Origin of the sequence: Chryseobacterium sp. RLHN22 (genome assembly GCF_051011795.1) — a bacterium.
In the GTDB taxonomy this organism is placed as follows: Bacteria; Bacteroidota; Bacteroidia; order Flavobacteriales; family Weeksellaceae; genus Chryseobacterium; species Chryseobacterium zhengzhouense.
In genome coordinates this window covers 272165-291858 of the sequence record NZ_JBPCHW010000003.1, presented here as the reverse complement: position 1 = coordinate 291858, position 19694 = coordinate 272165, and the positions used below count along the sequence as shown (strand labels likewise).

Genomic DNA, 19694 nt, shown 5'->3' with positions numbered 1-19694 from the left:
TAAAACAGATCCTGATGTCTAAAGATGTTCTTTACCTCAAAATTGCAAAATCTGTCACAGAACAGATTAAAAGCGAAACCTTACAATTCGGAGATAAATTGCCTTCACTGAGAAGTGCTCAAAAATTGTACAATGTAAGTTTAAACACTGTAAAACAGGCTTACATGGAGCTGGAAAGCCATTCTCTGGTAGAATCTCGCCCAAAATACGGATATTTTGTGAGCCAGACTTCACAAAGAAAGCTGGCACTTCCGTCGATTGCAAAAATGAAGGTTTCTGAAACAAAAAATTCTCCCGAAGATCTTATTGATAAAGTTTTCGGAACGATTGCGGGAAAAGATATGACACAGTTTGCATTGGGAATTCCCGGTGAAAGTTTTCTCCCGCTACCAAAGCTGAAGAAATCCATGATTAATGTGATTAAAAGCAAAAATGACAGCGGAACAGATTACGAACCGGTTCAGGGAAATGAGCATCTACGTCGTGAAATCGCAAAATGGGCAATGGTTTTGGAAGGAAAAATCACGGAAAATGATCTGGTGATCACCTCCGGTGCGATGAATGCGGTTTACAACTGTTTGATGGCAGTCACCAAACCCGGAGACTGGGTGGCGGTGGAAAGCCCGGTTTATTTTGGAGTTTTGCAGGCTATTCAGTTATTAGGTTTAAAAGCGGTGGAAATTCCAACGCATCCGATTAACGGAGTAGATTTAGACGAATTAAAAAAAGTTCTTCCCAAGTTATCTGCATGCTGTTTTGTAACGAATTTTAATAACCCGCTCGGTTTTCAGATGCCGGATGAAAGCAAGAAAGAATTGGTAAGATTAATTACGGAATATAATGTTCCATTGATTGAAGATGATATTTACGGAAACGTCTATTTCGGGGCAGAAAGACCAAAGCCGTGCAAGTTTTACGATGAAGCGGGATTGGTGATGTGGATCGGTTCTGTGACGAAAGTTCTGGCACCTGGATATCGTGTCGGTTGGGTGGCTCCCGGGAAATTTAAGGATAAAATTATTCGTCAGAAATTGGTGCAGACCGTTTGCAGTCCGTCGTTGTATTCGGATGTGATTGCGGATTTTCTGGAGCATGAGCGTTACGATCATCACTTGAGGATGTTCAGGAAAAAGCTGTATGCCAATTACCTTCAGATTCAAAAATCGGTGGCGGCATATTTTCCTGATAATACGAAGGTTTCCGAACCGAAAGGAGGGTTTATGTTGTGGTTGGAATTAGATAAGAGGATTTGTACGGAAGATCTTTATGATGAAGCTTTTAGTCAGAAAATCAATTTTGCACCGGGAAGAATGTTTTCTCAGTATAATCAGTATCAGAATTGTTTACGGTTAAATTATGCTTTGGAATGGACGGATCGTGTAGAAAGCGACCTCGAAAAATTAGGAAAAATGATTAAAAACAGATTTTAAATTAAATATAAAAAGGATGAGTGATAATAATAATGAAGTGAAAATTGTTGATTACGAATCTCAATTTCAACAGAATTTCAGGGATTTAAATGAAGAGTGGATCAGTAAATTTTTTAAAATGGAAGCGAGCGACTATAAAATGCTCGACAATCCTGAAGATTATATCATCAACAAAGGAGGACACATTGTTTTTGCACTTCTGAATAATGAAGTAGTAGGAACCTGTGCTCTTATAAAAACTTCCGAAGATCCGTTGGTTTTCGAACTGGCAAAAATGGCGGTAAGCCCTAAAGCACAAGGAAAAAAGATTGGTTATCTCATCGGTCAGAAATTGATTAATAAAGCAAAAGAATTAAAGGCAAAAGAAGTTTTTCTGGAAACAAATTCTGTCTTAGTTCCTGCCATTAAACTTTACGAAAAGTTAGGCTTTCAGCACATTCCCGTAATCGATTCTCCTTACGAGAGAGCAGACACTAAAATGATTTTAGATCTAAGTATTTAGATACTTTTTATTTTGTTAAAGAGGAAGCACACAGATTTTCGGTGTGCTTTTTTTGTTTTTAAAAAGGATTCGTATTGAAAAAATCATAATGATGTTTATTATAAAGATGTCACAAATCAGACCCAAACAATGGTGTTTTTAATGTTGAATTGTGACAGTCTATTATGTACAACAAAATCATTATACCTTCTCACTAAAAACAAACAAACAAAAAATAGTGTTTTTCCTCTTTTTTATAATTGTCTTATAACTAACTTTGTTACAAAACCTTATAAAATTAAAAAAATGAAAACTCCAATTTTGTTTAAGAATTTACTTTCGTATTTCGGTGCGCTTATTTTAGCTGTTTTTTCACTGTGTGTTATTCGTTGCACGCCGCCACCGCCAACTCCGCCGCCTCCTGCAAGTGATACCTATAAAAGCAAACTGATTACAAAAGAAGAAGCACGTGTTCTTTTTGACGAATACTCCAGAACCAACAACATGGTCCTTACCAAAGCCCGAAACGGAAATCCCGATTCGCGTTGGTATTGGTTTTCTCTGGAAGAGATGGAAGGCTACATTCAATATGTAAAAGAAAATGCAGACAAGCAAAACCTGAAAGATGTGGGAATAAGAATTTATTTGGGTAAATATCCTGAAAATCAACCGAAAGAAAGAATGGCAAAGCCTGAGTTTGCGGGTTACCAAACGGTATTTTTAATGCCTACATCAAAAATGACCCAGGATTCTATCAGTAGTCGACAAAGAAGAGGTGTTATTACGGATGAGAATCAGGATGTGGAAAATATTCAGCCTATGAATATGATGAATCTTTCGCCACCACCGAACTCGATGACAAGCACAATGAATTAAAATAAAATAACCATGACTTGGAATGTAGAATTAGAAAAACAAATCTGGATGGTAATTTTGGTTATCATGATGATTTTAGTAGCAATCCGCTCCAGAAAAATAGATAAAGTAAATTACTTTTTTTTTGCAGGATACATTCTTTTATCTGTGACAGATTTCTTTTTCTATTTCTACGCCAAGTTTACCAAATCATTTACAGAAAAGTTTTTCAGTGTTTTTATTATAGCCGTCTTTTTTCTGTATCTGCTGTATTATTTTAAATTATTGTATGTCATTGTTTTAAAAAAAATACAGATTGTCATTCTCACTTGTTTTGTTTTAACGATTGTGGTAATGCTTTATCTTGATAATGGATTATTTGAGCATCTTTCTTTTAATATGTTTTACATTAATATTCTTTTATTAACGTTTTCAATCATATTATTTCTGTATCAAACCTTTAATTCGGATAAAATATTTGAGATTAAAAGTTATCTTCCTTTTTGGATTTCTGTAGGCTTGCTGATTTTTTATATTGGAATTATTCCGATTTTTTATTTCAGGACATCTGTTGAGTCCGACATATACTTTTTTATTTTATTTTTATTAAACCTTATCAGTAGTGCAGTTATTGCTGCTGGACTATTTTGGAGCAAGCAGGATAAAACTTAACAAGTCGAATTTAAAAGTATGGAAAAAAATAATTTGATTATTATTTTCACGATTACACTATTTATAATTGTCTTAACGATGATTTTCGTTTACGTAATTTTCATTCAGAAAAAAACGACTTTGCTCATAAAACAGAAAGAAAAAGATATGCGGTTTGAAAAAGAATTGGCAACTTCTCAAATCGAAATGAAAGAACAAACACTTAATTATATCGGTCAGGAATTACACGATGATTTGGGACAAAAGCTTTCTGTCGTACGATTGCGGCAAAACCAATTGATTGCTAAAATGAAAGATTCAGAAAAGGAAGAATTGGTAGAATTAAACCAATTATTAGGCGAATGCATTCAGGATATTCGAGCTTTGTCTAAAACTTTAATTACAGAACAGATAATTCATTTCGGTTTGATTGAATCTTTAGAAAGAGAAATAAATAAAATCCGTAAGCTGAGATTGCTGAAAATTGAACTGATTACCCAAAAGCATGATGTTGATATTTCGCCAAAACACGGTCTTATTCTTTTCAGGATTATTCAGGAAAGCATCAACAATATTCTGAAGCATTCCAAAGCTAAAAATGTGTCGATAGAAATTGAGGAGAATTATCAGAAACTAAGCATTAAAATTAATGACAACGGGAAAGGTTTTAATACGCAAACCGTAAAAGACGGATCCGGACTGAAAAATATGGAGCTGAGAGCGAAAATCATTCATGCAGAATTTTCAATCATTTCCGAGATCAATAAAGGTACACAGACATCTATTATTTATTACAAAAATCAGCCATGAAAACAATCCCTATCGCAATTGTTGACGACCATACACTAATGTCGAAAGCATTGGAAAATATGATTGCCGAAAACCCACAATACAAGGTCGTGATGAATCATCCCAATGGTGAAGATTTTATCGAAGCATTAGAAAAGACGGCCGATTTGCCTGCTGTCGTTTTAATGGACATCAACATGCCCTTTAAAAACGGAATAGAAACCACAGAATGGCTTTCTGGACATTATCCGGACATCAAAGTAATCGCTCTTACGATGGAAGATGACGAGAAAGTCTTAATTAAAATGCTGAAAGCTGGTGCAAAAGGATATTTACTGAAAGATATGCAACCTTCAATATTGTTTCAGGCAATCGATACGGTTTTTGAAAAAGGAAGTTTTTATACCGATTTTGTTGCCCAGAAATTATTAAAAGTAAAAACTGAGGATTTAAAAAACCAATCTCTTCTTTCGGAACTTAAAGAAAGAGAAATTGAGTTTATAAAATTGGCCTGCAGCGAACTTACCTATAAAGAAATTGCTGACAAAATGTGTCTGAGCCCCAAAACTATTGATGGTTACAGAGATTCTGTTTTTATCAAGCTGGATATCAAAAACAGGGTCGGTCTTGTACTTTTTGCAATGAAACACAATCTATGCTGATTTCAAAAAAGAAAGAGTTTCAATTTCTAAAACTCTTTCTTATTTTCTGAACATTTCCGTATGCGGAATATTGTCTTCCAGGTATTTTTTTCCGGTATCTTCAAAACCGAAATAAGAATAAAATTTCAACAGATAATCCTGAGCAGAAATTCTTACTTCAGAAGTTTTAAATCTGTTTTCTATCGTTTCAACGGCGTATTGGATTAATTGTTTGCCTAAATTTTTTCCTCTTCCTTTTTCTGAGGTTAAAACTCTTCCAATCGATGTTTCGCTGTACTTAATTCCTTTATCAAAAATCCTGCAGTACGCTAAAACCATATTATCCTGTTCTGCCCAAAGATGAATCGCTTTTTCATCATAACCATCCAGATCATGATAGGGGCAATTTTGTTCAACCACAAAAACGTCAATTCTCGCTTTGATGATTTCGTGAAACTCAGGAACAGTTAATTCATCAAAACTTTTTATTTTCCAGATTATATTACTCATCGAAACTTACGCTGTTATTTTCTAAAAACTCATTGGTGGCCTGTATGAAGTTTAAAATTTCTTCACAACCTTCCTTCTTTTCTGCTGATGTTAAATAAGTTTCAGGAAGATCTTCCCAGGTTTTTAAAAGCTCATTTTTATAGGCTTCTACATTTTGAATGGCAACATTCGGCTTCAGTTTGTCGGCTTTTGTAAAGACAATCGAAAATGGAACCCCGCTTTCTCCGCACCATTGGATAAATTCCAGATCAATTTTCTGCGGACTGTGTCTTGAATCTACCAAAACAAAAAGATTCACCAGATTTCTTCGGTTAAGAATATAATTGGTAATCAGCTTTTCGAAATCTTTTCGCTGAACTTTTGAAACTTTTGCGTATCCGTAACCCGGCAAATCGGTAAGATACCAGTTTTCATTAACTAAAAAATGATTGATGAGCTGCGTTTTTCCCGGCGTACCCGATGTTTTTGCTAAATCTTTGTGATTCATCATCGCATTGATCAGCGAAGATTTTCCTACGTTTGATCTTCCGATGAATGCGTATTCCGGCATATTCGGTTCGGGGCATTCCTGCCATTTTCCGCTGCTTTTTACAAACGTTGCTGTTTTAATAATCATTTTCTTGAATTTTATTTAGAAAAATAAACCATTAAGAAAGTCTTAATGGTTTGTCTTTTTATACTTTATCTTTTATCCAGTTGTAAAGAATTTCATTGAATTCATCTGGCTTTTCCATCATTGCAGCATGCCCGCATTTATCGATCCAGAATAAATCTGAATTGGGTATAAATTTGTGCATATCTTCTGCAACTTCAGGCGGTGTTACATTATCCTGTTTTCCCCAGATCAGACACGTAGGTCTTAAAATTTTAGGAAGATCGTTCAGCATATTGTGTTTGATGGCGCTTCTTGCCAACATTACCGTTTTAATTCCTTTCATACGGTCATTTACAACACTGAAAACTTCATCTACCAAATCTTCGGTTGCTACAGCGGGATCATAGAAAACCTCCTCAGCTTTCTTCCTTATATATGAACGGTCGTTTTTTCTGGGAAAACTGTCACCAAAAGCTCTTTCGTATAAGCCGGAACTGCCTGTAAGAACAAGATTCTGAACAAGATCAGGTCTTGCCAGAGTTAATATTAAACCAACATGACCGCCCATAGAGTTTCCTACAATGGTAACCGGTTTGCCAATATTGGTTTCGATAAATTTAATGACATACTTTGCAATTGTGGTGAGATTGGTATTGAGTACGGGCAAATCGTAGATCGGCAATTGAGGTACATAAACCTTAAAACCTTTTTCTGAAAAAAAATTCACCATTTTATCAAAATTACTCAACCCACCCATTAACCCGTGCAAAAGCACAAGCGGGTGACCTTCTCCAGCTTCTATAAAGTTGTATTTCTTTTCTTTTTTTGTACTAAATCTCATAAGTTGCCTGTGTAAGCCTTGCAAAAATACAAATTAAACACCAAAAACATTTTGATATATCTAATTTAAACTAAAAATAATATAATAAAACTATTGTGGTATGAAAATTTAAAAATCTTTTTGCTATGCGATGAATAAATAGATCTTCTTTTATTTTGCCTTAAAGTTTTTATGTTGTTGATTATCAGTTAAAATCAAAACTTATTAACATTAAGTCAAAAAGTGGGAAAAAGTGGGAAGTTTTGGAAAAATATTTCTAATTTTGTCCCAAATGAGAAATTTCATTGGAACATATGAGTGCAAAATAGACGACAAAGGTCGCCTTAAAGTACCTTCATCGCTGATAAAGCAGATGGAGGATTTTGAGGATAAAACCTTTGTGGTAAAGCGTTCTGTGTTTCAACCGTGTCTTGAAGTTTATCCGATGAAAGCATGGGATAAGCTAATGGATAAGATTAATAAATTGAACAGATTCATCAAGAAAAATGCTGATTTTATCAGAATGTTTACAGCCGGGGTGAAAACTGTGGAGCTGGATGGAGCAGGAAGACTTCAGATTTCAAAAGATCTTACCCATTTTGCCAATCTTCATAAAGATATTGTAGTGACAAGTGCGGGAGAACTTTTTGAGATTTGGGATAAAGAAGCATACGAAAAAGTAATTGCGACCAACGAAAACGATTTTGCAGACCTTGCAGAAGATGTGATGGGCGCTTTTGATGAAGAATAATTAAAATAAGCACAAATAGCATGTATCACAACCCCGTTTTATTGAAGCAAAGTGTGGATGATTTGGTGACGAATCCGGACGGTATTTATGTGGACTGCACATTTGGTGGCGGTGGACATTCCCGCGAAATTGTAAGCAGGCTTTCCGAAAAAGGGAAATTATACGCATTTGATCAGGATTTGGATGCGCTCGAAAATAAGCTTGATGACCCTAAATTTACTTTAATCAACCAAAATTTCAGATTTCTTGAAAACTCTTTACTGATGTATGGCGTTTCTCAGGTCGACGGAATTTTAGCTGATCTTGGCGTTTCTTCTCATCAGTTTGACGAAGCAGACAGAGGTTTTTCTACAAGAAGCAATGCGCCGCTTGATATGAGAATGAATGTCATGCAGAGTCTTGATGCCAAAAAAGTCATCAACGAATATGACGAAGAAGCTTTAGCAGATATTTTCTACTACTATGGTGAATTAAGAGAAGCTAGAAAATTGGCCCGGGATATTGTTCATCACAGAAAAACCAAAAAAATAGAGACTACCGAAGATTTGAAAAAGCTCTTCAGTTATCTTCCGCCACATAAAGTGAATAAATTTTATGCGCAGTTGTTTCAGGCAATAAGAATTGAAGTCAATCAGGAGCTTGAAGTTCTGAAAGAAATGCTGGTTCAGTCTTATAATATTTTAAAACCGGGGGGAAGATTGGTGATTATATCTTATCACTCTCTTGAAGACCGTCTGGTAAAAAGATTTTTGAAAAACGGAATGTTTGAAGGCGAGCCTGAAAGAGATATTTACGGAAATTATAAAAAAGCATTTGAGCTGGTAAAAAGTAAAGCGATTATCCCTGATGATAAGGAAATTGAAGAAAACTCAAGAGCAAGAAGCGCTAAAATGAGAACAGGAATAAAAATATAAAAGTGAATGAGTGAATTGTTAATGGTGAATTTTAAAAATTGACAATTGACCACGAAGTGAATTCACTGCAAAGCAAATTGACGTTAAATTGGCAAAAAGAACAACATACAAACCTCAAAAGAAACTCACTTTTATAGACATTATAAAAGGGAATTTCCTTAATAGGGATGAGATCAAGCTGTATTACAAATACTTCCTGTTGTTGTTTGTTTTGATGATGGCGATGATTTATAGTAATCATTTGGTCAACAAAAAAATAAAAATTGTTAATGCTTTAAAAGAAGAAACCGAAGAATACAAATCAAGAAATGCTTACGCACAAAGTAAACTGATCAAAGTAAAAATGGAATCTGAATTAGGGAAAGAAGTTGCCTCAGATTCGCTTATGACTTTGGAGAGTCACCCGCACAAATTGTTAATAAAATTGGACAGTACCGATGCAAAAACAAAATGATTACGATAACAAAAGAAAGAAGACATTGCGATGGGGTTACCTTTTCGCAACTGTTGCTTTATGCGTATTTGTAATGTTTTTAGCGAGAATAGTTATTCTTCAGAATACCAATGTACAGGAAATTAAAGATGATTATATCAACAATAATTATCGTACCGCAACTTTAAAAGCTGCCAGAGGAAATCTATATGCTTCAGACGGATCTATTTTGGCAACAACCGTGATGCGCTATGACATTTATCTTGATTTTAAAACGATAAAGGATACGGTTTACAGCAATAACATCGGTGCACTTACCGATTCTTTGAGCAAAATGTTCGGAAAATCGCGAGCAGATTTCAGAAAAAGATTTGATGAACAGAAAAAGAATAAAAACCAATATTATTCTTTGGTGAAAGGGCTTGATTTTGATCAGTACGACAGAATCCGAAAGTTCCCGATTTTTAAAAGAGGTAAAAATAAAGGAGGATTTATTGTTGACAGAAACTACAAACGTGAACTGGCTACTTCAGAAATTGGTTCAGGAACAATAGGAATTGATAATGGTGTTGCAAAAGCTGGTCTTGAAGGAGCATTTTCAAAATATCTTACAGGAATTGACGGAAGCAGACTAGAACAAAGAGTAAATTCTTCTCAATGGAAACCGATTGATTATTGGAAAGTAAACGAGCCGGTTGATGGACAGGATGTTTACACGACTTTAGATCTTAGAATTCAGGATATTGCACATTCGGCATTGCAGAAACAGCTTATCAATTTCGAAGCAAAACACGGAACGGTTATCGTGATGGAAGTTGAAACCGGGAAAGTTCGTGCCATGGTTAATCTTAGAAGAGATGACGAAGGAAATTATGTTGATGCCTACAATTATGCAATAAAAGATAACATCGAGCCGGGATCAACATTCAAAGTTGTTTCGCTTTTAGCCGCAATGGATGACGGTTTTATTGATGAAAATACAACGGTAGATGTAGGAAACGGAATTTGGGTGTATGCAAAACAGAGAATTACAGACGGTCATGGAGGCGGAACTTATGATATTTCTGATGTTTTAGCAAAATCAAGTAACGTTGGTACGGCTAAGTTGATTACAAAATATTATGCCGACAAACCTGAAATTTTCTTAGATCACTTAAGAAGATGGAAGTTATTCGATAAAATGGATATTGAACTTCCGGGAATTACTAAGCCGAAAGTTTTAACCCCAAAACATAAAAGATGGAATGCCGCAACTTTAGCATCAATCGGTTACGGATATTCTACCAATATCAATCTGCTTCAGCTAGCCACTTTTTATAATGGTGTTGCCAATAAAGGTAAAATGGTGAAGCCTCTTTTCATCGACAAAATCATGCAAAACGGAAAAGTTACTTTTGAAGCCCAGACTCAGGTAATGGTTAAAAAAATGGCTTCCGAAAAAGCATTGAAAATGATGACCGATGCGCTGACAAAAGCTGTTGAGAAAGGAACCGGAAGAAGTATTTTCACTCCCAATTTAAAAATGGCTGGAAAGACAGGAACCGCAAGATTTGAATACTGGCTTCCTGGACCAATGAAATATAGGGCTTCATTTGCAGGTTTTTATCCGGCAGATAGTCCGAAATATACTTGCTATGTAATGATTAGTGAACCTAATACAGCAAAAGGTTTTTATGGAGGAACGGTTTCAGCACCGGTATTTAAAGAAATTGCAGGTAAAACATTCTTAAAAACACCTCAAAATGTTGAAAAAGAAATGTTGGTCGATAAAAAAGTCAATCTGAATAAAATGGTTGAACCAAATGTAAAAGTAGCAGTAAACAATAAGCAAATGCCAAACGTGGTTGGATTAATCGGTAAAAACGTGATTCCGCAATTGGAAAATTTAGGATATCGTGTTGATTATAAAGGAGTAGGGAGAATTACAGAACAATTCCCGCTAGAAGGCACAACCATCAGTAAAAACCAGAGAATTTATTTGTCTCTGCAGAATTAAAAGAGAGTCTTGAAAGGACCACTTAATAAAGTATAGGATGAAATCCTATTAAACAAATAAGGAAGATTTAAAATAAAAGCATCAGAAAATGCAATTAGTTGAATTATTAAACAGAATTCCGGTTTTAGAAAGTCATGGTGAAAACAACCGTGATATTTCTGCATTGGTTTTCGACAGCAGAAAAGTTTCGGAAAATTCACTGTATATCGCAGTGAAAGGAACAGTTGCGGACGGACATTCATTTATTGCATCGTCGATTGAGAAAGGCGCAAAAACAATTGTTTGTGAAGATTTACCGGAGAGTTTGGATGAAAACATTACCTACATCAAAGTAAAAGATTCATCAAAAACTTTGGCCCATTTGGCTTCTAATTTTTTTGGAAATCCTTCTGAAAAATTAAAATTAATTGGTGTTACAGGAACAAATGGTAAGACTTCTGTTTCTACGTTGTTGTTTGATGTTTTTAAAAATTTAGGCTATAATTCGGCGCTGCTTTCTACAGTAGAAATCAGAATCGGAGAAGAAATAATTCCTGCAACACATACTACGCCGGATGTGATTACGATTAATCAGATTTTGGCTAAAGCGGTTGAATCAGGATGCGAATTTGCCTTCATGGAAGTAAGTTCACACGGAATTTCTCAAAACAGAATCGAAGGTTTACACTTCAAAATTGCCGGTTTTACGAATCTTACACATGATCATTTAGATTATCATAAAACGTTTGACGATTATTTAAAAACGAAAAAAAGATTTTTTGATGAACTAAATGACGAAGCTGTGGCTATCACAAATTTGGATGATAAAAACGGAAATGTGATGCTTCAAAATACCAAGGCTACGAAAAGATCTTACGCTTTGAAAACGATGGCAGATTATCACGGAAGACTTTTGGAAGTTGATTTTAATGGAATGCTGCTCAATTTCAACGGAAAAGAATTCTGGACAACTTTGACGGGTAAATTCAATGTTTACAATTTGTTATTGGTTTTTGGAATTGCTGCGGAATTAGGTTTTGAGCAGGAGGAAATTCTTCAGGCAATCAGCAAATTAAAAAGAGTTTCCGGAAGATTTGAAACCTTTAAATCCGATGGCGGAATTTTCTTCATCGTCGATTATGCACACACTCCGGATGCGCTTGAAAATGTTTTAGATAGCATTAACGACATCAGAACGAAAAACGAAAGATTAATCACGGTTTTCGGTTGTGGAGGAGACAGAGATCATGCAAAAAGACCTGAAATGGGGAATATTGCTACAAAGAAATCAACTTTGGCGATCATCACTTCAGACAATCCAAGAACGGAAGATCCTGCTGTGATTATAAAAGAGATTGAAGCTGGTGTTGAACCTCAGAATTTCAGCAAATACACTTCAATTCCCGACAGAAGAGAAGCGATAAAAATGGCGATAAAATTTGCCGAACCGAAAGACATCGTTCTCGTTGCCGGAAAAGGCCACGAAAATTATCAGGAAATCAATGGTGTAAAACATCATTTTGATGACAAGGAAGTGATCAATGAGCTTTGGAAGCTTATGAGCAAATAAATTTAAGCATTAAACCTTAAACCATAAACTTTGAACTAAATGTTATACTATCTATACGAATATCTAACGAGTCAAGGCATCCACATTCCGGGAATGGGAATGTTGAGGTATATTTCGTTCCGTGCGGGAATGGCGGTTTTGCTTTCATTAACGATTGCTTTGGTTTACGGTAAAACCATCATCAATTACCTGAGAGGAAAACAAATGGGTGAATTGGTGCGTGATTTGGGATTAGACGGCCAAAAACAAAAAGAAGGAACTCCTACAATGGGAGGACTTATCATTATTTTGGCAACCATTATTCCGGTTTTGCTGTTTACGAGAATTACCAATATTTACATTGTTCTCCTGATCGTTACGGTGATTTGGATGGGAGCAATTGGTTTTCTGGATGATTATTTAAAGAAGATCAAAAAAAATAAAGACGGACTTAGCGGAAAATTCAAAATTGTAGGTCAGGTCGGTTTAGGGCTAATTATCGGAGTTACAATGTATTTCCATCCTGAAGTGACGGTTAAAAGAAAGTATGCTGATGCAAAAGTAGTCAATAGAAATAATGTTGAACAAAACTTTATGCCAACAGAAAAGATTACGGTTTCTACAGTTCCATTTACCAAAAATAATGAGTTCGATTACAGCGGAATTTTGTTTTGGATGGATGACGCGGAAGCTCACGAATGGGCATGGATTGTTTTCATTCCTATTGTAATTTTTATTGTAACAGCGGTTTCCAACGGAGCCAATATTACAGACGGAATTGATGGGCTCGCCGCAGGAACAAGTACAATTATTCTTCTGGCTCTTGCATTTTTTGCCTACGTTTCCGGAAACATCATTTTTGCGGATTATCTCAACATTATGTTCCTTCCGAATATGGGGGAAACCACCATTTTTGCGGTCGCCATGGTCGGTGCAGTGATTGGTTTCTTCTGGTATAATACATATCCTGCTCAGGTTTTCATGGGTGATACAGGAAGTTTAATGTTGGGTGGTGTCATTGCTGTTTTGGCCATTATTTTAAGAAAAGAACTGATGATTCCTGTGCTTTGCGGAATTTTCTTGATTGAAAATGTTTCGGTAATGCTTCAGGTGGTTGTCTTTAAATACAGAAAAAGAAAATTCGGGTTAGAATATGCCCAAAATAACAGATTGTTTAAAATGTCTCCGCTTCATCATCATTATCAGAAAGAAGGATTTCACGAAAGTAAAATCGTTAACAGGATGATTATCATCGGAGTTATGTTGGCAATTGTGTGTCTAATTACGTTGAAGATGAGATAAAAAGGTTGTATTAAGTAAAAAGTATTAATGTAAAAGAAATTAAGAATACATTATACGTTTTACATTTTACATTTTACAAAAAGCAAGTTTATGAAAATAGTTGTTTTAGGAGGTGGAGAAAGCGGTTGTGGTGCTGCTTATTTGGCTAAAAAGAAAGGTTTGGAAGTATTTCTTTCAGACAAAGGAGCCATTAAGGATCACTATAAACAATTTTTAGCGGAAAATGACATTGAGTTTGAAGAGGAAAACCACGATGAGGAAAGAATACTCAATGCCGACTGGATTGTAAAAAGTCCGGGAATTCCGAAAAAGGCTGAAATGATTAATAAAATTCATGAGAGAGGAATCAGACTTTCTTCTGAAATTGAGTTTGCTTCGGAATTTACTGATGCAAAAATCATTGCCATCACAGGAAGTAACGGTAAAACAACAACAACGTCTTTGATTTATTATATCCTGAAAAATGATGGATTAAATGTAGGTTTGGGCGGAAACATCGGTTACAGTTTTGCAAAGCAGGTTGCTGATGAAAACCATGAATATTATGTTTTGGAGGTAAGTTCTTTCCAGTTGGATGATATTCAGAATTTCAGACCGTATATTTCTTTGTTGCTGAATTTGTCTAAAGATCATTTGGATCAGTACAACTACAACTATGAAGAATACGCATTGGCAAAATTCAGAATTGCTGAAAATCAGGAGAATGATAATTTTTTCATCTACAATAAAGATGATGAAATGAGTAAGCATATTCTTGAAAAACTTGAAATAAAAGCGAAAATGATTCCTTTTTCAACCAACGAAAAATTGTCTGAAGGAGGTTTTGTGGAAGGAGAAAATATCGAAGTAAACTTTAAAGATAAATTCTCAATGAAAATTGATGAGTTGTCTTTATTGGGAAATCATAATGTTGCCAACAGTTTAGCGGCTTCAATTGCGGGTAAAATATTGGAAATCAATAATGAAAGTATCAGAAATTCATTGATGACTTTTCAGGCAGTTGAACACAGACTGGAATTTGTCACTGAAATTGACGGAGTAAAATTCATCAACGACAGCAAAGCAACGAACGTCAACGCAGCATATTACGCTTTAGAAAGCATGAAAAATCCAACAGTTTGGATTGTCGGAGGTGTAGATAAAGGAAATGACTATACCGAAATTGAGGACTTAGTCAAAAGAAAGGTAAAAGCAATTGTTTGCTTAGGAATTGATAACCAAAAAATCATCGATTTCTTTAAAGACAAAAAAGAATTTATTTACAGCACTTCGAGTATGGAAGAAGCCGTAAAAACATCAAAATCTTTAGCCAAAAACGGAGATACGGTTTTATTGTCTCCTTGTTGTGCAAGCTTTGATCTTTTCAAAAGCTATGAAGACAGAGGTCGTCAGTTTAAAGAGCAAGTTTTAAAAGCCAATGGCAATTAGCCAAAAGCCAACAGCGAAAAATATGAACGAACAGAATATAGAAGAAAGCAGATTCGAATTTCTAAAGGGCGATAAAGTACTTTGGATGGTCATTCTTGTGATCTCCATTTTCTCTATTTTCCCGGTTTATTCTGCAAGTTCAAACCTTGAATATATTGTAAATAACGGAACCACAACCGGTCACGTCATGAAGCATATGTTCTTTGTGGTTTTAGGTTTGGCAATTATGAGAGTAGTTGGAACAGTGAAGTATGAATATATGGGAAAGCTCAGCAGTATTATGTTGGGTTTAATGATTATTCTGCTGATTGTCACGATGTTTACCGGACAGACAATCGACGGTGCGAGTGCTTCAAGGTGGCTGAAAATTCCGGGAACACCGATTTCGTTTCAGCCTTCATCTTTTGCTTTTTTAATGCTGATAATTTATCTGTGCAGATATTTAACCAAGAAAATAACGAGAGAAAGGCTTCCGATTGAGAACATCATGTATATTTTCGGACCGATTTTACTGGTTTTCGTATTGGTGGCAAAAGATAACGGTTCGACAGCTTTGATGATCTTAATGGTTTCTGTGATTGTTTTGGTTATCGGGCAGCTTCACTGGAAATACATTGCAGGATTTATTTCTGCTTCATTTATAGCGATTGTTTTGTTTTTATTGATTGCTTTAAATACCAATTTAATCGGCGGAAACCGTGTTCATACATGGATGAGCCGTATTGAAACCTTTACTTCAAGCAAAGCAAAAACTGCCGATGTTGATGATGAAAGTGTAAAAGCAAAAAATTATCAGGTCATGCAGGCAAAAGCTGCCATCGTTCACGGTGGAATTACCGGAATGGGACCAGGAAAGTCTGCTTTAAAGCAAATGCTTCCGCAATCTGCATCCGATTTTATTTTTGCGGTAATTGTTGAAGAATATGGTTTAATAGGAGCCGGATTTCTCATCAGTATGTATCTGATTATGATTGTCAGAATTGTCATGATTGCGAGTAAAATGCCCGCATTTTTCGGCTCGTTGCTCGTTCTCAGTCTCGGTGTGATGATTTTTATTCAGTTGGCTGTAAATATTGCCGTTGCTGTAAATCTGATTCCGGTTACAGGACAGCCGTTGCCGCTGATTAGTTATGGTGGAACGTCCATGTTGGTAACGTACATTCAGCTAGGAATTATTTTAAATATAAGCTCAAGAATCCAGATTTATGATGAAGAAGGAATGGGCAAAAAACAAAGCATTGCAGAAATAAATGACATTGCGTAAATATAAATGATGAATGATAATTTATAATTGATCTTCAAATCGCTTATCAATAATCATTTATCAATAATAAAAATTATGAACAAAAAACTAAAAGTATTGTTATCCGGAGGCGGAACAGGAGGACATATCTTCCCGGCAATCGCTATTGCAGATGAAATCAGAAAAAGATTTCCTGAAGCAGAGTTTTTGTTCATCGGAGCCAACGGAAAAATGGAAATGGAAAAAGTTCCGCAAGCTGGTTATAAAATAGAAGGATTAAATATCGCAGGTTTCGACAGAGGAAACTTGCTTAAAAATATTGGCTTGCCGTTCAAACTTATTTCGAGTTTGCTTAAAGCTAAAAAAATTATAAAAGAATTTAAACCAGATTTTGCTGTTGGAACGGGTGGTTTCGCAAGCGGACCGGCTCTGTTTATGGCTGCAAAAATGGGAATTCCGACTTTTATTCAGGAACAGAATTCTTTGCCTGGGAAAACCAATACGGCAAACGGTAAGAAAGCAACAGCAGTGTTTACGGCTTATCCGGATATGGAAAAATTCTTTCCACATTCAAAAGTTTTTTTCTTAGGAAATCCGATTCGTGAAAATATTGTTTCAGGAATGCAGGAAACTTCTCAGGCAAAAGAAAAGTTAGGTTTGGATAAAAATAAACTGACAATTCTTTCAGTGGGTGGGTCTTTAGGATCAAGAACATTGAATAACGGTTGGAAAGATAATTTAGATCAACTAAAAGAAAAAGGATATCAATTAATCTGGCAAACCGGAAAATTGGATTACAAAGAATTGAACAACGAATCTCAAATCTCGAATCTCGAATCTCAAATCCAATTAAAGGAATTCATCAAAGACATGGAAACCGCATATTCTGCAGCCGATGTTATTGTTTCAAGAGCGGGAGCGATTGCAATTTCAGAATTGGCAGTGGCACAGAAACCTGTTGTTTTGGTGCCTTTCCCTTTTGCAGCGGAAGATCATCAAACTAAAAATGCGATGAATCTGGTTGAAAAAAATGCAGCGAGAATGGTAAAAGACTCACAAATGAAAGAAAAATTCTGGACGACTTTATCAGAAATCTGCGAAAATGAAAATTTAAGAAGAGAAATGTCAGACAATCTGAAATATTTTGCTAAACCAAATGCAGCAAAAGAGATTGTGGATGAGATTTTTAAAATAATTAAGTAGGTGAAGGTTGTCATTCTGAATCTAGCGTAGCGAAATGAAGAATCTAAATCAAGATTCCTCGTTCCTCGGAATGACAAAATGATGTTTTAAATAATAAAATAGAGATAAAGATGATTGAGAGGATATATTCAAACTTCAAATCTCAAATAAAATAAAATGAACAATTTAGAAACATATCAAAATTTTTACTTCGTTGGAATCGGAGGTATCGGGATGAGTGCTTTGGCGCGCTATTTCCATGCTTCGGGCAAGAATGTTTCCGGCTATGATAAAACCAACACCAAACTCACTCAGACTTTGATGAATGAGGGAATTGATATTGTTTTTGAAGATGTTATTAATGAAAAAATAACTTCACTTCAGAAAGAAAAGACATTGGTCATCTATACTCCAGCAATTAAAAAATTGAAGATTTTAGATTATTTTAATGAAAATCAGTTTGAAGTTTTAAAAAGAGCCAAAGTTTTAGGTTTAATTACTGAAAATACAGATTGTATCGCAGTTGCAGGAACTCACGGGAAAACAACGACTTCCACTTTGGTTTCGCATTTATGCAAAGAAGCAGATTTGCCGTTTTCATGTTTTTTGGGTGGAATTTCTGAGAATTTTAAATCAAATTTCCTTTTTAATGGAAATCAATATTCTGTAGTTGAAGCTGACGAATACGACAGAAGTTTTTTAAATCTTTCTCCGGATTGGGCGGTAATTACTTCTACAGATGCCGATCATTTGGATATTTACGGAGATAAGAACACGATTGAGGAAGGTTTCAGACAATTTGCGGCTTTAGTTCCTGAAGACAAACAACTTTTTGTAAGAAAAGGAATCGAAATCGGAAGACCGCACCTTACGTATGCAGTCAACGAAAAAGCTGATTATTACTCAGATAACCTTCGTATGGATTATGATAAAATCTATTTTGATTTTCATACTCCAACTGAAACGATTAACGATTTTGTCTGGGAAATTCCGGGAATTCACAATGTGGAAAATGCAACAGTTGCAATAGCTATTCTTCACAATTTAGGAGTTGATTTTGAAACGTTAAAGAAAGGCATTGCCAATTTTAAAGGAATTAAAAGAAGATATACAAAGCATATTTATCCGAGTGGGAAAATTTATATTGACGATTATGCGCATCATCCAACGGAAATTAATGCAGTGGTTGGTTCGATAAAAACGTTTTACCCGGATAAAAAACTGTTGGTGGTTTTTCAGCCGCATTTATTCAGCAGAACAAGAGATTTCGCAGATGGATTTGCTGAAAGTTTAAGCAAAGGAGAAGAATTGATTTTACTGGATATTTATCCGGCAAGAGAGCTTCAGGAAAATTTTGAGGGCATTACTTCAAATTGGTTATTAGAAAAGGTGACTTTGGATAAAAAAGAAGTTTCAACCTTGAATGAAGCTTTCAATAAAATAAAAGAAAAAGAATTTGACATTTTGCTAACCGTAGGTGCAGGAAATATAGATACACTGTATGATCCTATTTGTGAGTGGTTAAGTACATAATTATTGAACACAGAGTGCCCAAGGATTTTTATAGTGCGAATGAGGTTTCACAAAGCCGCTTCGCTTATATAAGTATTACAGTGAAAGCTTTACAATATACTATTTCTCTTACAAGCGAAGCGGCTTTGTGAGACCAAGAATTAGCAGTATTAAAATAAAAACTTTGTGAACTTCGTGTTCAAAAAAAATAAAAAACGCAAATGAATGAAAACGAAATTTCAGCAATTGTAGTTGATGCAGGATTAAAAGTTCATAGAGCTCTTGGAGCAGGTTTATATGAGACAGTTTATGAGCAGTGTCTTGAATATGAATTGAAAAATAGAGGATTGTTAGTCGAAAGACAGAAGTTTCTTTCAATACAATATAAGGATTTAAAAGTGGAGAATGCTTTTAAAGTTGATTTAATTATTGAAAATAAAGTTGTTGTAGAGATTAAAGCTCAGGAAGCATTAGATAATTTTCACAATGCTCAATTATTAAATTATTTGAAATTAGAAAATTACAGATTAGGTTTATTGTTAAATTTTAATTCTAAACTTTTTAAAACCGGAATTCAAAGAGTAATAAACGGATATATAAAATAAATAAAAAATTGCTTTTATAAGCGAAGCG

At 35.1% G+C, this 19694-nt stretch carries 20 protein-coding genes; 17 read left to right on the top strand and 3 right to left on the bottom strand.

Features of this window, described 5'->3' with window-relative positions; translation table 11 throughout:
* Window positions 1-14 precede the first annotated feature (14 nt).
* The 6 genes from ACR1PN_RS05150 (at window position 15) to ACR1PN_RS05125 (ending at window position 4868) form a co-directional block, all read left to right on the top strand.
* Entirely contained in the window at window positions 15-1430 is a 1416-nt protein-coding gene (locus ACR1PN_RS05150) for a PLP-dependent aminotransferase family protein (protein WP_433979143.1), read from the top strand.
* 16 nt (window positions 1431-1446) lie between these two features.
* Window positions 1447-1932, top strand: a complete 486-nt coding sequence (locus tag ACR1PN_RS05145; RefSeq protein WP_433979142.1) for a GNAT family N-acetyltransferase — start codon at window positions 1447-1449, stop codon at window positions 1930-1932.
* Between the two features lie 285 nt (window positions 1933-2217).
* Window positions 2218-2787, top strand: a complete 570-nt coding sequence (locus tag ACR1PN_RS05140) for a hypothetical protein (RefSeq protein WP_433979141.1) — start codon at window positions 2218-2220, stop codon at window positions 2785-2787.
* Window positions 2788-2799: 12 nt separating this feature from the next.
* On the top strand, window positions 2800-3438 hold the full coding sequence (locus ACR1PN_RS05135; RefSeq protein WP_433979140.1) for a hypothetical protein: 639 nt from the start codon (window positions 2800-2802) through the stop codon (window positions 3436-3438).
* Window positions 3439-3456: 18 nt separating this feature from the next.
* The gene (locus ACR1PN_RS05130; RefSeq protein ID WP_433979139.1) at window positions 3457-4227 is read left to right on the top strand and encodes a sensor histidine kinase; all 771 of its coding nucleotides are present in this window, start codon (window positions 3457-3459) and stop codon (window positions 4225-4227) included.
* Window positions 4224-4868 (top strand): response regulator transcription factor, encoded by a 645-nt coding sequence (locus ACR1PN_RS05125; RefSeq protein WP_433979138.1) that lies wholly within the window; start codon window positions 4224-4226, stop codon window positions 4866-4868. The genes ACR1PN_RS05130 and ACR1PN_RS05125 overlap by 4 nt, the downstream gene beginning before the upstream one ends.
* A 39-nt stretch (window positions 4869-4907) precedes the next feature.
* Here the strand turns inward: ACR1PN_RS05125 and ACR1PN_RS05120 are convergent, their stop codons facing one another.
* From ACR1PN_RS05120 to ACR1PN_RS05110, 3 genes are read right to left on the bottom strand one after another with little or no spacing between them, the layout of a single operon-like run.
* Complete coding sequence (locus tag ACR1PN_RS05120; RefSeq protein ID WP_433979137.1) at window positions 4908-5357, bottom strand: GNAT family N-acetyltransferase; 450 nt, start codon at window positions 5355-5357, stop codon at window positions 4908-4910.
* On the bottom strand, window positions 5350-5973 hold the full coding sequence (yihA, locus tag ACR1PN_RS05115) for a ribosome biogenesis GTP-binding protein YihA/YsxC (RefSeq protein WP_433979136.1): 624 nt from the start codon (window positions 5971-5973) through the stop codon (window positions 5350-5352). The genes ACR1PN_RS05120 and yihA overlap by 8 nt, the downstream gene beginning before the upstream one ends.
* A gap of 58 nt (window positions 5974-6031) precedes the next feature.
* On the bottom strand, window positions 6032-6793 hold the full coding sequence (locus ACR1PN_RS05110) for an alpha/beta fold hydrolase (protein WP_378179739.1): 762 nt from the start codon (window positions 6791-6793) through the stop codon (window positions 6032-6034).
* A gap of 271 nt (window positions 6794-7064) precedes the next feature.
* Here ACR1PN_RS05110 and mraZ point away from each other — a divergent pair, with 271 nt between their 5' ends.
* From mraZ to ACR1PN_RS05055, 11 genes are all read left to right on the top strand, one after another.
* Window positions 7065-7523: a division/cell wall cluster transcriptional repressor MraZ gene (gene mraZ / locus ACR1PN_RS05105; protein WP_378179711.1), complete on the top strand. Its 459-nt coding sequence runs from the start codon at window positions 7065-7067 to the stop codon at window positions 7521-7523.
* Between the two features lie 20 nt (window positions 7524-7543).
* Window positions 7544-8437 carry a 16S rRNA (cytosine(1402)-N(4))-methyltransferase RsmH gene (gene rsmH / locus ACR1PN_RS05100; protein ID WP_378179708.1) on the top strand — a complete coding sequence of 298 codons (894 nt, stop codon included), beginning with the start codon at window positions 7544-7546 and terminating at the stop codon, window positions 8435-8437.
* An 88-nt stretch (window positions 8438-8525) separates the two neighbouring features.
* Window positions 8526-8891 (top strand): FtsL-like putative cell division protein, encoded by a 366-nt coding sequence (locus ACR1PN_RS05095; protein WP_034677529.1) that lies wholly within the window; start codon window positions 8526-8528, stop codon window positions 8889-8891.
* Window positions 8875-10866, top strand: a complete 1992-nt coding sequence (locus ACR1PN_RS05090; protein WP_433979135.1) for a penicillin-binding transpeptidase domain-containing protein — start codon at window positions 8875-8877, stop codon at window positions 10864-10866. Before ACR1PN_RS05095 ends, ACR1PN_RS05090 begins: the two co-directional genes overlap by 17 nt.
* An 88-nt stretch (window positions 10867-10954) precedes the next feature.
* Window positions 10955-12415, top strand: coding sequence for a UDP-N-acetylmuramoyl-L-alanyl-D-glutamate--2,6-diaminopimelate ligase (locus ACR1PN_RS05085; protein WP_433979134.1), 1461 nt, complete (start codon window positions 10955-10957; stop codon window positions 12413-12415).
* Between the two features lie 39 nt (window positions 12416-12454).
* Window positions 12455-13696, top strand: coding sequence for a phospho-N-acetylmuramoyl-pentapeptide-transferase (gene mraY, locus ACR1PN_RS05080; RefSeq protein WP_378179698.1), 1242 nt, complete (start codon window positions 12455-12457; stop codon window positions 13694-13696).
* A gap of 90 nt (window positions 13697-13786) precedes the next feature.
* Window positions 13787-15124, top strand: coding sequence for a UDP-N-acetylmuramoyl-L-alanine--D-glutamate ligase (gene murD / locus ACR1PN_RS05075; RefSeq protein WP_433979133.1), 1338 nt, complete (start codon window positions 13787-13789; stop codon window positions 15122-15124).
* 22 nt (window positions 15125-15146) lie between these two features.
* On the top strand, window positions 15147-16388 hold the full coding sequence (locus ACR1PN_RS05070; RefSeq protein WP_378179804.1) for an FtsW/RodA/SpoVE family cell cycle protein: 1242 nt from the start codon (window positions 15147-15149) through the stop codon (window positions 16386-16388).
* A gap of 75 nt (window positions 16389-16463) precedes the next feature.
* Window positions 16464-17570, top strand: coding sequence for an undecaprenyldiphospho-muramoylpentapeptide beta-N-acetylglucosaminyltransferase (gene murG / locus ACR1PN_RS05065; protein WP_433979132.1), 1107 nt, complete (start codon window positions 16464-16466; stop codon window positions 17568-17570).
* Window positions 17571-17726: 156 nt separating this feature from the next.
* On the top strand, window positions 17727-19082 hold the full coding sequence (murC, locus tag ACR1PN_RS05060; RefSeq protein ID WP_433979131.1) for a UDP-N-acetylmuramate--L-alanine ligase: 1356 nt from the start codon (window positions 17727-17729) through the stop codon (window positions 19080-19082).
* A 200-nt stretch (window positions 19083-19282) separates the two neighbouring features.
* Complete coding sequence (locus ACR1PN_RS05055; RefSeq protein WP_433979130.1) at window positions 19283-19666, top strand: GxxExxY protein; 384 nt, start codon at window positions 19283-19285, stop codon at window positions 19664-19666.
* The last annotated feature ends 28 nt before the right edge of the window (window positions 19667-19694 follow it).

Coding starts and splice junctions, on each gene's coding strand:
- ACR1PN_RS05150 (WP_433979143.1), top strand. CDS start 15: ATGTCTAAAGATGTTCTTTACCTCAAAATTGCAAAATCTGTCACAGAA.
- ACR1PN_RS05090 (WP_433979135.1), top strand. CDS start 8,875: ATGCAAAAACAAAATGATTACGATAACAAAAGAAAGAAGACATTGCGA.
- ACR1PN_RS05135 (WP_433979140.1), top strand. CDS start 2,800: ATGACTTGGAATGTAGAATTAGAAAAACAAATCTGGATGGTAATTTTG.
- mraY (WP_378179698.1), top strand. CDS start 12,455: ATGTTATACTATCTATACGAATATCTAACGAGTCAAGGCATCCACATT.
- ACR1PN_RS05055 (WP_433979130.1), top strand. CDS start 19,283: ATGAATGAAAACGAAATTTCAGCAATTGTAGTTGATGCAGGATTAAAA.
- mraZ (WP_378179711.1), top strand. CDS start 7,065: ATGAGAAATTTCATTGGAACATATGAGTGCAAAATAGACGACAAAGGT.
- rsmH (WP_378179708.1), top strand. CDS start 7,544: ATGTATCACAACCCCGTTTTATTGAAGCAAAGTGTGGATGATTTGGTG.
- ACR1PN_RS05110 (WP_378179739.1), bottom strand. CDS start 6,793: ATGAGATTTAGTACAAAAAAAGAAAAGAAATACAACTTTATAGAAGCT.
- ACR1PN_RS05085 (WP_433979134.1), top strand. CDS start 10,955: ATGCAATTAGTTGAATTATTAAACAGAATTCCGGTTTTAGAAAGTCAT.
- ACR1PN_RS05120 (WP_433979137.1), bottom strand. CDS start 5,357: ATGAGTAATATAATCTGGAAAATAAAAAGTTTTGATGAATTAACTGTT.
- murD (WP_433979133.1), top strand. CDS start 13,787: ATGAAAATAGTTGTTTTAGGAGGTGGAGAAAGCGGTTGTGGTGCTGCT.
- ACR1PN_RS05125 (WP_433979138.1), top strand. CDS start 4,224: ATGAAAACAATCCCTATCGCAATTGTTGACGACCATACACTAATGTCG.
- ACR1PN_RS05130 (WP_433979139.1), top strand. CDS start 3,457: ATGGAAAAAAATAATTTGATTATTATTTTCACGATTACACTATTTATA.
- ACR1PN_RS05140 (WP_433979141.1), top strand. CDS start 2,218: ATGAAAACTCCAATTTTGTTTAAGAATTTACTTTCGTATTTCGGTGCG.
- murC (WP_433979131.1), top strand. CDS start 17,727: ATGAACAATTTAGAAACATATCAAAATTTTTACTTCGTTGGAATCGGA.
- yihA (WP_433979136.1), bottom strand. CDS start 5,973: ATGATTATTAAAACAGCAACGTTTGTAAAAAGCAGCGGAAAATGGCAG.
- ACR1PN_RS05145 (WP_433979142.1), top strand. CDS start 1,447: ATGAGTGATAATAATAATGAAGTGAAAATTGTTGATTACGAATCTCAA.
- murG (WP_433979132.1), top strand. CDS start 16,464: ATGAACAAAAAACTAAAAGTATTGTTATCCGGAGGCGGAACAGGAGGA.
- ACR1PN_RS05070 (WP_378179804.1), top strand. CDS start 15,147: ATGAACGAACAGAATATAGAAGAAAGCAGATTCGAATTTCTAAAGGGC.